At 54.5% G+C, this 12,273-nt stretch carries 11 protein-coding genes and 1 pseudogene; 4 read left to right on the top strand and 8 right to left on the bottom strand.

Annotated elements, in window-relative coordinates; translation table 11 throughout:
• Positions 1-341: 341 nt before the first annotated feature.
• Positions 342-422 (bottom strand): annotated as a pseudogene (locus NA624_RS05405) (hypothetical protein); the annotation flags it as partial.
• Between the two features lie 120 nt (positions 423-542).
• Between NA624_RS05405 and kefF the strand changes: the two are divergent.
• The 3 genes from kefF (at position 543) to folA (ending at position 3,606) form a co-directional block, all read left to right on the top strand.
• The gene (kefF, locus tag NA624_RS05410; protein WP_000600713.1) at positions 543-1,073 is read left to right on the top strand and encodes a glutathione-regulated potassium-efflux system oxidoreductase KefF; all 531 of its coding nucleotides are present in this window, start codon (positions 543-545) and stop codon (positions 1,071-1,073) included.
• Positions 1,066-2,928: a glutathione-regulated potassium-efflux system protein KefC gene (kefC, locus tag NA624_RS05415; RefSeq protein WP_000377170.1), complete on the top strand. Its 1,863-nt coding sequence runs from the start codon at positions 1,066-1,068 to the stop codon at positions 2,926-2,928. The genes kefF and kefC overlap by 8 nt, the downstream gene beginning before the upstream one ends.
• Positions 2,929-3,126: 198 nt before the next feature.
• On the top strand, positions 3,127-3,606 hold the full coding sequence (folA, locus tag NA624_RS05420; RefSeq protein WP_000624379.1) for a type 3 dihydrofolate reductase: 480 nt from the start codon (positions 3,127-3,129) through the stop codon (positions 3,604-3,606).
• Between the two features lie 95 nt (positions 3,607-3,701).
• On the opposite strand, the gene apaH is transcribed toward folA, so the two are convergent.
• The 6 genes from apaH to lptD are packed head-to-tail and all read right to left on the bottom strand — an operon-like array spanning position 3,702 to position 10,442.
• Complete coding sequence (gene apaH / locus NA624_RS05425; RefSeq protein WP_000257211.1) at positions 3,702-4,550, bottom strand: bis(5'-nucleosyl)-tetraphosphatase (symmetrical) ApaH; 849 nt, start codon at positions 4,548-4,550, stop codon at positions 3,702-3,704.
• Between the two features lie 10 nt (positions 4,551-4,560).
• A complete protein-coding gene (apaG, locus tag NA624_RS05430) occupies positions 4,561-4,938 on the bottom strand; it encodes a Co2+/Mg2+ efflux protein ApaG (RefSeq protein ID WP_000610894.1) in 378 nt (125 codons plus the stop codon).
• 2 nt (positions 4,939-4,940) lie between these two features.
• Positions 4,941-5,762: a 16S rRNA (adenine(1518)-N(6)/adenine(1519)-N(6))-dimethyltransferase RsmA gene (gene rsmA / locus NA624_RS05435; RefSeq protein ID WP_001065397.1), complete on the bottom strand. Its 822-nt coding sequence runs from the start codon at positions 5,760-5,762 to the stop codon at positions 4,941-4,943.
• On the bottom strand, positions 5,759-6,748 hold the full coding sequence (pdxA, locus tag NA624_RS05440; protein WP_000092999.1) for a 4-hydroxythreonine-4-phosphate dehydrogenase PdxA: 990 nt from the start codon (positions 6,746-6,748) through the stop codon (positions 5,759-5,761). Before pdxA ends, rsmA begins: the two co-directional genes overlap by 4 nt.
• Entirely contained in the window at positions 6,748-8,034 is a 1,287-nt protein-coding gene (gene surA / locus NA624_RS05445; protein WP_000800482.1) for a peptidylprolyl isomerase SurA, read from the bottom strand. The genes pdxA and surA overlap by 1 nt, the downstream gene beginning before the upstream one ends.
• A gap of 53 nt (positions 8,035-8,087) precedes the next feature.
• The gene (gene lptD / locus NA624_RS05450; protein WP_000746121.1) at positions 8,088-10,442 is read right to left on the bottom strand and encodes an LPS assembly protein LptD; all 2,355 of its coding nucleotides are present in this window, start codon (positions 10,440-10,442) and stop codon (positions 8,088-8,090) included.
• Between the two features lie 253 nt (positions 10,443-10,695).
• Between lptD and djlA the strand changes: the two genes are divergently transcribed.
• Positions 10,696-11,508, top strand: a complete 813-nt coding sequence (gene djlA, locus NA624_RS05455; RefSeq protein WP_001200595.1) for a co-chaperone DjlA — start codon at positions 10,696-10,698, stop codon at positions 11,506-11,508.
• A 94-nt stretch (positions 11,509-11,602) separates the two neighbouring features.
• On the opposite strand, the gene rluA is transcribed toward djlA, so the two are convergent.
• Positions 11,603-12,262 carry a bifunctional tRNA pseudouridine(32) synthase/23S rRNA pseudouridine(746) synthase RluA gene (gene rluA, locus NA624_RS05460; protein WP_000525198.1) on the bottom strand — a complete coding sequence of 220 codons (660 nt, stop codon included), beginning with the start codon at positions 12,260-12,262 and terminating at the stop codon, positions 11,603-11,605.
• Positions 12,263-12,273 lie beyond the last annotated feature (11 nt).

Consider the following 12,273-nt stretch of genomic DNA (forward strand, 5'->3'; position numbering starts at 1 on the left):
CATTAGGCTATTTTATTCGCCATTTTGGGACCGGGCAGTGCTCAAAATCCTCACGTACTACGTGTACGCTCCGGTTTCTGCGCGCTGGTCGGCCCCAAACTGGCTTCAACAATTACGCCTGGTGGGCCAGGCTCTAAGTGCCTGACCCATTAGGTTAATTTATGCGTCGGCGATCTGGCATCCAGCGTGTCTGGAGGTTCAGATGCTGTTGGCGCTGCGCTTATTGGGCCTGTGTCATCATGTAATGGATTGATATTACAGTCATTACAGGCAAATTTAGCGCAGCGCCGCCCGACAAGAAGGCCTTAAACCGATTGGTCAGCGATTTAAGGCTGCTATCATCACCGACCTTTCCACACCGGATCGCGCTTTTCCGCAAACGCCTGCGGCCCTTCGAGAGCGTCTTCCGGGGGCAGGATGGCGTCAACCCTTGCTGGCGTTAATTCAATTTTTTCTGGTTAGCCGCTCAATAATATTCACTATTAGCCTGGCGAATTTGTCACTACACTTTGTGATAAAAAACAGATCATCACAGGCTAATCATGATCCTCATTATTTATGCGCATCCGTATCCGCATCATTCTCATGCGAATAAGCGGATGCTTGAACAGGCAGGGACGCTGGAAAACGTCGAAATACGTTCGCTTTATCACCTCTATCCCGATTTCAATATTGACGTTGCCGCCGAGCAGGAGGCGCTGTCGCGCGCGAGTCTTATCGTCTGGCAGCATCCGATGCAGTGGTACAGCGTCCCTCCTTTACTCAAATTATGGATGGATAAAGTCCTCACCCACGGCTGGGCTTACGGTCACGGCGGTACGGCATTGCGCGGTAAATATCTGCTGTGGGCGGTAACGACCGGCGGCGGTGAAAACCATTTTACTATCGGTTCACATCCGGGATTTGATGTCCTCTCTCAGCCGCTACAGGCGACGGCGCTCTATTGCGGCCTCAAATGGCTGCCGCCGTTTGCCATGCACTGCACGTTCATTTGCGATGACGACACCTTACAGGCGCAGGCGCGTCAGTATAAACAGCGTTTACTGGCATGGCAGGAGGTGAATCATGGATAGCCATACTCTACTGCAGGCGCTGATCTATCTTGGTTCGGCGGCGTTGATTGTGCCGATTGCGGTACGTTTGGGCTTAGGATCGGTGCTGGGGTATCTGATTGCGGGGTGTATTATCGGCCCCTGGGGACTACGGCTGGTGACGGACGCCGAATCTATTCTGCATTTTGCGGAAATCGGCGTCGTGCTGATGTTGTTTGTTATTGGGCTTGAGCTGGACCCGCAACGGTTATGGAAGCTGCGCGCCTCGGTATTTGGCGGCGGCGCGTTACAGATGGTGGTCTGCGGCGGACTGATTGGTCTGTTCTGTATGTTTCTTGGCCTGCGTTGGCAGGTGGCGGAACTGATTGGCATGACGCTGGCGCTTTCGTCCACGGCTATCGCCATGCAGGCAATGAATGAGCGTAACCTGACCGTTTCACAAGTAGGGCGTAGCGCATTTGCAGTGCTCTTGTTCCAGGATATCGCGGCGATCCCGCTGGTGGCGATGATTCCGCTGCTGGCCGCCAGCGGCGCATCCACCACGCTTGGCGCGTTTGCGCTGTCGGCGTTGAAAGTCGCAGGCGCGTTAGCGCTGGTGGTGCTGCTGGGACGCTACGTCACGCGCCCGGCGCTGCGCTTTGTCGCGCGTTCTGGTTTGCGGGAAGTGTTCAGCGCCGTGGCGCTATTTCTGGTGTTTGGTTTCGGCCTGTTGCTGGAAGAAGTTGGGCTGTCAATGGCGATGGGCGCGTTCCTGGCGGGCGTTCTGCTGGCGAGTTCGGAATATCGTCATGCGCTGGAAAGCGATATTGAACCCTTTAAGGGGTTGCTGCTGGGGCTGTTCTTTATTGGCGTCGGCATGTCGATTGATTTCGGCACGCTGGTGGAGAATCCGCTGCGCATTCTGCTGTTGTTGGCCGGTTTTCTGGCAATCAAAATCGTCATGCTGTGGCTGGTCGCGAGGCCGCTGGGCGTACCGGCAAAACAGCGTCGCTGGTTTGCCGTCTTATTAGGCCAGGGAAGTGAGTTTGCGTTTGTGGTTTTTGGCGCGGCGCAAATGGCGGGTGTACTTGAGCCGGAATGGGCAAAAGCGCTGACGCTGGCGGTCGCGCTGTCGATGGCGGCAACGCCGATTTTTCTGGTGCTGCTGACGCGCATGGAGAAGACCGCGACGGGGGAAGCGCGCGAGGCGGATGAAATCGACGAAGAGCAGCCGCGGGTCATTGTGGCCGGGTTTGGACGATTTGGGCAGATAGCCGGGCGTTTGCTGCTGTCGAGCGGGGTGAAGATGGTGGTGCTCGATCACGACCCCGATCATATCGAAACGCTGCGTAAATTCGGCATGAAGGTTTTTTATGGCGACGCGACGCGTATGGATTTGCTGGAATCTGCCGGAGCGGCGAAGGCGGAGGTATTGATTAACGCCATTGACGATCCGCAAACCAATTTGCAACTGAGTGAACTAGTGAGGTCGCATTTCCCGCATCTGCAGATTATCGCCCGCGCCCGTGATGTCGATCATTACATCCGCCTGCGCCAGGCAGGTGTGGCGATGCCCGAACGTGAAACCTTCGAAGGCGCGCTCAAAAGCGGGCGACAGGCGCTGGAAGCGCTGGGGCTGGGGCGTTATGAAGCCCGCGAGCGCGCGGATCTGTTCCGCCATTTTAATACCCGGATGGTGGAAGATATGGCGAAAGGGGAAAACGATCCGTTATCTCGCGCCGCCGCCTATAAACGTACCAGCGCGATGTTGAGCGAAATTATTACCGAGGACCGGGAGCATCTGTCGTTGATTCAGCGCCACGGCTGGCAGGGAACGGCTGAGGGCAAACATTCCGGGGAGGCCGCTGATGAACCCGAGGTCAAACCGTCAATCTAAAGTAAAAAATGTGATGTTCTGCAAACTTTACTGCTAATTGGCTGTTTTTGAACTACTGTAATGCTGGCGCTCCACATCAAATGAGTGGCGTCGCCAGCAGAACGAAAAATTTTCGTGCTCATCCTCTTTTCGTCAGTCGACGAAAGATTGCGCTTTACGTATAGTGGCGGCAATTTTTTTTGTATCAGGAAATAATTAATGATCAGTCTGATTGCGGCGTTAGCGGTGGATCGCGTCATCGGTATGGAAAACGCCATGCCGTGGAACCTGCCTGCCGATCTCGCCTGGTTTAAACGTAACACGTTAAATAAACCTGTCGTCATGGGACGTCACACCTGGGAGTCCATCGGACGCCCCTTACCGGGACGTAAAAATATTGTTATCAGCAGCCAGCCAGGCACCGACGATCGCGTGCAGTGGGTGAAGTCTGTCGATGAGGCGATTGCCGCTTGCGGCGACGCGCCGGAAATTATGGTCATTGGCGGCGGGCGCGTGTACGAGCAGTTCCTGCCAAAGGCGCAGAAGCTTTATCTGACGCATATTGATGCGGAAGTCGAAGGCGATACCCATTTTCCGGATTATGAACCGGATGACTGGGAATCGGTATTCAGTGAGTTTCACGATGCCGACGCGCAGAATTCTCACAGCTATTGTTTCGAGATTCTGGAACGTCGTTAATACTGTAGTGCCGGATGGCGGCGAAACGCCTTATCCGGCCTACTCTTGAGCCAGATGTAGGCCTGATAAGCGTAGCGCCATCAGGCATAAACCTATCAGGCGTTGACCGCTTCGCCTTCGCCCATATCCATCTGGCGGTTTGACGGCTGCACAAAATACTGTTTATCTTCCCAGCGTAAACAGGTCAACTCCCCGCCCCAGCAGCAGCCGGTATCCAGCGCGTAAATACCTTCTGGCGTCCCTTTCCCTTCCAGCGACGCCCAGTGCCCGAACGCAATACTGTAAGCCTCGCTCACCGGCCCCGGAATGGCGAACCACGGCTTCAGCGGCGCAGGGGCATTTTCCGGCGACGCTTTGCTGTACATATCCAGTTGACCGTTAGGAAAGCAGTAACGCATACGGGTAAAGGCATTAGTAATAAAGCGTAGCCGCGCCAGACCGCTTAACTCCGGCGACCAGTTATTCGGCATATCGCCATACATCGCGTCGAGGAAAAACGGGTACGAGTCGCTCGACAGCACCGCTTCAACATCGCGGGCGCACTCTTTTGCCGTCTGCAAATCCCACTGCGGGGTAATACCCGCATGCGCCATGACCAGCTTTTTCTCTTCATCTACCTGCAACAGCGGCTGACGGCGTAACCAATTCAACAGCTCATCGGCGTCCGGCGCTTCAAGAAGCGGGGTCAGCCGGTCTTTAGGTTTGTTGCGGCTAATCCCGGCGAATACGGCCAACAGGTGTAAATCGTGATTCCCCAGCACCAAACGCACGCTATTGCCAAGCGATTTGACGTAGCGTAACACGTCCAGCGAACCGGGACCGCGGGCGACCAAATCGCCAGTCAGCCACAGAGTGTCTGTGTCTGGCGTAAATTCCACTTGCTGTAATAAGGCGATCAGTTCGTCGTAGCAACCGTGAACGTCGCCGATGAGATAAGTTGCCATTGTTATAATTTTAGTGAATGAGTGTAGGGACGGCGAGTCGAAACACGGGAATGTCGATGGTAAAGGCGTCGCCATTTTCATCGATCATTTCGTAATGACCCTGCATGGTGCCCAGCGGCGTTTCAATTACCGCGCCGCTGGTGTACTGATACTCTTCGCCAGGCGCAATGCGCGGCTGGACGCCAACCACACCTTCGCCCTGGACTTCAGTTTCACGGCCATGACCATTGGTAATCAGCCAGTAGCGGCCCAATAGCTGCACTGGCGCCCGGCCCAGATTGCGGATGGTTACGGTATAGGCAAAAACGTAACGTTCATCGTCAGGTGAGGATTGCGCCTCAATGTAGACGCTTTGCACCTGAATACACACTCTGGGCGAATTGATCATGTTTAACTCTCCTTCAAAGGCGCGTTTTCCGACAGATAATTGGCCATCTGGCAGTACTGCGCGACAGAGATATTTTCCGCGCGCATTGCCGGGTCAATACCCATTTCCGTCAACGTCTCAACGCTAAAAAGATTGCCGAGACTATTACGGATCGTTTTACGGCGCTGGTTAAAGGCCTCGGTGGTAATACGGCTCAACACGCGAATATCTTTAACCGGGTAAGGCATTGTTGCGTGTGGAACCAGACGCACCACGGCGGAGTCCACTTTGGGCGGCGGCGTGAAGGCGGATGGCGGCACTTCAAGCACCGGGATCACCTGACAGTAATATTGCGCCATCACGCTTAAACGACCATACGCTTTGCTGTTCGGCCCTGCAACCAGACGATTTACCACTTCTTTTTGCAACATAAAGTGCATGTCGGCAATGGCATCAGTATAGCTAAAGAGATGGAACATCAGCGGGGTGGAGATATTATAGGGCAGATTGCCGAACACACGCAGCGGTTGGCCCAACTGCGCAGACAGTTCACCAAAGTTCATGGTCATGGCGTCCTGCTGATAAATAGTCAGCTTCGGCCCTAAAAACGGATGGGTTTGCAAACGCGCCGCCAGATCGCGGTCAAGTTCAATGACCGTGAGCTTATCCAGTCGTTCGCCGACCGGCTCCGTCAGCGCCGCCAGACCGGGGCCGATTTCAACCATCGCCTGGCCTTTTTGCGGATTAATAGCAGAAACAATACTGTCGATCACAAACCGATCGTTGAGAAAGTTTTGCCCGAAGCGTTTACGGGCTAAATGGCCCTGATGGACTCGATTATTCATTGGGTATTAACAATCATTTTGATGGCGAGATTAAGCGCCGTAATAAAACTGCCGACATCCGCTTTTCCACGACCCGCCAGTTCAAGCGCGGTGCCGTGGTCAACGGAGGTTCGAATAAAAGGTAGGCCGAGCGTTATATTCACTCCCCGACCGAATCCCTGGTATTTTAGCACGGGCAGGCCCTGATCGTGGTACATCGCCAGCACCGCGTCGGCATTATCGAGATATTTGGGCTGAAACAGCGTATCAGCAGGTAGCGGCCCGTTGAGTTTCATTCCCTGCGCCCGCAGCTCGTCGAGCACCGGAATGATGGTGTCTATCTCTTCCGTGCCCATATGACCGCCTTCGCCCGCGTGCGGATTCAGGCCACAGACAAGAATGCGCGGTTCGGCAATACCAAATTTGGTCCGCAAATCGTGATGCAAAATAGCAATCACTTCGTGCAAAAGCGCAGGGGTGATGGCGTCTGCAATCGCCCGTAGCGGCAGATGCGTGGTCGCCAGCGCCACGCGAAGTTCTTCGGTTGCCAGCATCATCACGACTTTTTTCGCCTGCGAACGCTCTTCGAAAAACTCGGTATGACCGGTAAACGGAATGCCTGCGTCGTTAATAACGCCTTTGTGCACGGGGCCTGTGATCAGCGCGGCAAATTCACCGTTCAGACAGCCATCACACGCTCGCGCCAGCGTCTCTACCACATAGGGGCCATTTTCTACCGTCAACTGACCGGGGATGGCAGGCGCGTGCAGCGAGACCGGCAATAGGGTCAGCGTTCCCGCGGGCTGCGGCGCAGCGGGGACATCAGGCGAGTAAGGGAGAAGCGAGAGGGGCAGGCCGAGCATGGCGGCCCGCTCCGTCAGGAGCGCGCCGTCCGCACAGACGACCAGTTCAATCGGCCACGCGCGTTGCGCCAGTTGGACGACAAGATCGGGGCCAATCCCGGCGGGTTCGCCGGGAGTGATAACAACGCGTTGCGCACTGCTCATTAGTTACTCAAAATCTTAACGTAAGCGCTGGCGCGCTGTTCTTGCATCCAGGTCGCCGCTTCTTCTGAGAACTTACGGTTCATCAGCATACGATAAGCGCGATCTTTCTGCGCCGCATCGGTTTTGTCTACCTTACGCGTATCCAGCAATTCGATCAGATGCCAGCCGAAAGAGGAGTGTACCGGCGCGCTTATTTGGCCTTTATGCAGCTTCGTCAGCGCGTCGCGGAACGCCGGATCGAAAATATCTGGCGTAGCCCAACCCAAATCACCGCCCTGGTTAGCGGAGCCTGGGTCCTGAGAGTACTCTTTCGCCGCAGCGGCAAATGTGGTTTTACCACTCTTAATGTCAGCCGCGATTTCTTCCAGCTTCAGGCGCGCCTGCTGATCGTTCATGATCGGCGACGGCTTAAGCAGAATGTGACGAGCGTGAACTTCGGTCACGGAGATACTCTGGCTCTGACCGCGCAGGTCGTTTACTTTCAGAATGTGGAAACCGACGCCGGAGCGAATCGGGCCGACAATGTCGCCTTTCTTCGCGGTGCTCAGCGCCTGGGCGAAAATCCCCGGCAGCTCCTGGATACGGCCCCAGCCCATCTGACCGCCTTTTAGCGCCTGCTGGTCGGCAGAGTAGGTAATCGCCAGTTTGCCGAAATCTGCGCCGTTACGCGCTTCTTCAACAATGCTTTCCGCCTGGCGCTGCGCGTCGTTAACCTGCTCGGAGGTTGGGTTTTCCGGCAGAGCAATCAGGATATGGCTCAGGTTCAGCTCGGTGCTGGCGTCGTTTTGGGTGCCAATCTGTTTTGCCAGCGCGTCAACTTCTTGCGGCAAAACGGTGATACGGCGACGAACCTCATTGTTGCGCACTTCAGAGATAATCATCTCTTTACGAATCTGGTTACGGTAGGTTGAATAGTTCAGCCCATCGTAAGCCAGACGGCTGCGCATCTGATCCATCGTCATATTGTTTTGTTTGGCGATGTTGGCGATGGCCTGATCCAACTGCTCATCCGTGATCTTCACCCCCATCTTCTGACCCATCTGCAGGATAATTTGATCCATAATCAAACGTTCCAGGATCTGGTGACGCAGCGTGGCGTCGTCCGGAAGCTGCTGACCTGCCTGACCCGCGTTGAGTTTGACTGATTGCATTAAGCCATCAACGTCGCTTTCCAGCACGACGCCATTATTGACGACGGCTGCGACTTTATCGACTACCTGGGGGGCAGCGAAACTGGTATTCGCGATCATGGCGATACCGAGAAGCAGCGTTTTCCAGTTCTTCATACTTTTTCCATTTCAATTAACCGCAATGCGGATTACGTTGTAAATCAATCAGATTACATAGAGCTTTGGTACGGCAGAATGTTCGAACGCAACATTTCTTGCGTGCCGAGGCCGTAGTTAGAGCTCAAACCGCGCAGCTCAATGTTGAAGCCAATCGCGTTATCATAAATCGCGTGTTGTTTATCGTTATCCCAACCGTTCAGCTTACGTTCGTATCCGACGCGGATCGCATAGCAGCAAGAGTTGTACTGCAAGCCGAGCATCTGGTCTGCAGGTTTGCTCGAATTGGTATCGAAGTAGTACGCGCCGACAATCGACCAGCGATCGGCAATCGGCCAACTTGCCACCGCGCCCACCTGGTTGATGCCGTTTTTATACTGCTCTGCCGTGGAATAATACGAAGGCAACGTAGCCTGAATATATTCCGGGCTGGCATAGCGGTAGTTCAACTGTACCAGACGATCCTGATCCCGACGGTATTCGAGGCTGCTGCTGCTGGTAGCGACGCTATCCAGACGGGTATCGTACTGCACTCCGCTACGCAGCCCCCAGCGTTCTGAAATACGCCAGTAAGTGTCGCCTGCCCAAACCAGCGAACCGGTTTTGTCGTCATTCTCCCATTTAATGTTGTCATCGCCGGTGCGAGACTCCGTGAAATAGTAGATTTGACCAACAGAAACGTTAAAACGTTCAACGGCGGCATCATCATAAACGCGTGTTGTGACGCCGGTCGTGACCTGGTTGGCGGAAGCAATACGGTCGAGACCACCATAAGTGCGGTCGCGGAACAGGCCGTTATAGTCGGATTGCAGCAAAGAAGAATCGTAGTTATAGATGCCGCTCTGGTCGCGGTACGGCACATACAGGTACTGCACGCGTGGTTCCAGCGTCTGGGTATACCCCGGCGCCAGCATCGCCATATCGCGTTCGAAGACGAGCTTACCGTCGACTTTAAACTGCGGCATGACGCGGTTAACCGAATCTTCCAGTTTTTTGCTGTTATTGGCGTTGTACCAGTCCAGATTCGTTTGCTGATAGTGCGTCGCCATCAGCTTCGCTTCGGTGTTCAGGCTGCCCCAACGGTTGGAGAGCGGCAAATTGATGGTTGGCTCCAGGTGGACGCGGGTCGCTTCCGGCATATTGTCTTTGGTGTTAACAAAGTGCACCGCCTGACCGTAAATCCGGGTATCAAACGGCCCGAGATCGTTATGGTAGTAGTTAACGTCTAACTGCGGCTCCGCAGAGTAGCTGCTGGTGTTCTGATCGTTAAACACCTGGAATTGTTTGGTCGACACCGTAGCGTCAAAGTTTTGTACGGCGTAGCCGACGCTGAATTTCTGCGTCGCGTAACCGTCGGTACTCGAACCGTACTTACTGTCGAAATCGTTAAAGTAGCTGGAGTCGCTGACTTTGGTGTAATCGACGTTAAAACGCCACACCTGATCCATCACGCCTGAGTGCTGCCAGTAGAATAACCAGCGGTGCTTATCGCCCTCTTTGGGATGTTCGTCCTCGTAGACTTTATCAGAAGGCAGATAATCTAATTCCATCAACCCGGCGCCTGCCTGCGTGAGATAACGGAATTCGTTCTCCCACATAATATTGCCGCGGCGGTGCATATAGTGCGGGGTGATGGTGGCGTCCATATTGGGCGCGATGTTCCAGTAATACGGTAAGTAGAACTCGAAATAGTTCTTGGTCGTGTATTTCGCGTTCGGGATCAGGAAACCTGAGCGACGTTTGTCACCGACGGGGAGCTGTAAATAGGGGCTATAAAAGATCGGAACCGGACCTACTTTAAACCGGGCGTTCCAGATCTCCGCAACCTGTTCTTCACGGTCATGGATGACTTCACTCCCCACCACGCTCCAGGTATCGGAGCCAGGCAGACAGGAGGTAAAGCTGCCGTTTTCCAGAATGGTATAGCGGTTTTCGCCGCGCTGCTTCATGAGATCGGCTTTACCGCGTCCCTGACGGCCCACCATCTGGTAATCGCCTTCCCAGACGTTCGTGTCTTTGGTGTTCAGGTTCGCCCAGCCCTTCGGCCCTTTAAGGATGACCTGATTGTCATCATAATGCACATTACCCAGCGCATCGACGGTGCGTACAGGTTCCGGCTGACCTTCCGCCTGCTTCTGATGAAGCTGCACTTCATCCGCTTGCAGGCGGCTATTCCCCTGCATAATGTCCACGTTGCCGGTAAAAACGGCATCGTCCGGGTAGTTACCTTTAGCGTTATCGGCATTGATAGTAACCGGCAGATCGTTGGTATCGCCTTTTACCAGAGGACGATCGTAGCTCGGCACGCCCAACATACACTGTGAGGCGAGATCGGCTGCCAGCCCCTGATGACTATAAAGGGCGCTGGCGATCATGGTGGCCAGAAGAGTGGGAATACGTTTTTTCATACGTTGTATTTATTGTTCCATCATCGGTAGCGTTGCGCGTGACAAACGGTCACAGCCTAACTTACTCATCTTCGCTGCGCCAGTGTTAATCCTGCCGTTTAGCGTCTGTGGTGTTAGGCACGGCATTGAATGACAGGTATGATAATGCAAATTATAGGCGATGTCCCACAATTGACCGTAGCCTTCATTCGCAGAAAAGCACCTTATTTTGTGGGAGATAGCCTCACCGATAGCGTAACGTTTTGGGGAGTCTATGCAGTACTGGGGAAAGATAATTGGCGTCGCCGTAGCCCTGATGATGGGCGGCGGCTTTTGGGGCGTGGTCCTGGGTCTGCTGGTGGGCCATATGTTCGACAAAGCCCGCAGCCGAAAAATGGCGTGGTTTGCCAACCAGCGGGAACGGCAGGCGCTGTTTTTTGCCACCACCTTTGAGGTGATGGGCCACTTAACCAAATCAAAAGGACGGGTGACGGAAGCGGATATTCATATCGCCAGTCAGTTGATGGATCGCATGAATTTACACGGCGATTCACGTACTGCCGCGCAGAACGCCTTTCGGGTCGGAAAAGCGGATAATTACCCATTACGTGAAAAGATGCGGCAGTTTCGTAGCGTCTGCTTCGGGCGTTTTGATCTGATCCGGATGTTTCTGGAAATTCAGATCCAGGCGGCGTTTGCCGATGGCTCGCTGCACCCTAATGAGCGGGAAGTGCTGTATGTGATTGCGGAAGAGTTAGGTATTTCCCGCGTACAGTTCGATCAGTTTCTGCGCATGATGCAGGGCGGCGCGCAGTTTGGCGGTGGTTATCATCAACAGTCCGGCGGCGGCTGGCAGCAGGCGCAGCGCGGCCCGACGCTGGAAGATGCCTGTAATGTGCTGGGGGTTAAAACCACCGACGATGCAACCACCATTAAACGCGCTTATCGCAAACTGATGAGCGAGCATCATCCGGACAAACTGGTCGCGAAAGGTTTACCGCCGGAAATGATGGAAATGGCGAAGCAAAAAGCGCAGGAAATTCAGAAAGCGTATGAGCTAATCAAAGAACAGAAAGGCTTCAAGTGATTGAATTGCCGGATGCGGCTAGCGCCTTATCCGGCCTACGTTAATGAATGTAGGCCGGGCAAGCGAAGCGCCCCGGCATAAATTGGCTCAGAATTTAAAAATCTGCCGGGACTTTAAACGTCATGCTGGTGCCGTAAGCGGGATGAGTAATGGTCAGCATTTCGGCGTGTAACTGCAAACGCGGCGCCAGCGACAACGCTTCCGGCGAAGCGTAAAACCGATCGCCTAAAATCGGGTGGCCTAACGCCAGCATATGCACACGAAGCTGATGCGAACGTCCGGTGATCGGTTTGAGAACCACGCGGGCGGTATTATCCGCCGCAAACTCCACCACGTTATATTCCGTTTGCGCCGGTTTGCCGGTTTCATAACACACTTTCTGCTTTGGCCGGTTCGGCCAGTCGCAGATGAGTGGTAAGTCAACCAGTCCTTCCGCCGGGGAGGGATGCCCCCATACGCGCGCCACATACTGCTTTTTCGGCTCACGTTCGCGGAACTGACGTTTTAGCTCCCGTTCCGCGGCTTTGGTCAGCGCCACTACAATTACGCCGCTGGTGGCCATATCCAGACGATGCACCGATTCTGCCTGCGGGTAGTCGCGCTGGATACGCGTCATAATGCTGTCTTTGTGCGCTTCCAGACGCCCCGGCACGGACAACAGGCCGCTGGGCTTATTGACCACCATAATGTGCTCATCCTGATACAGGATAACCAGCCAGGGTTCCTGCGGCGGATTGTAGTTTTCCATCCCCATGTACGGCTCCG

The sequence above is a fragment of the Salmonella sp. NW38 genome, assembly GCF_051807745.1.
GTDB lineage: Bacteria > Pseudomonadota > Gammaproteobacteria > Enterobacterales > Enterobacteriaceae > Salmonella > Salmonella enterica.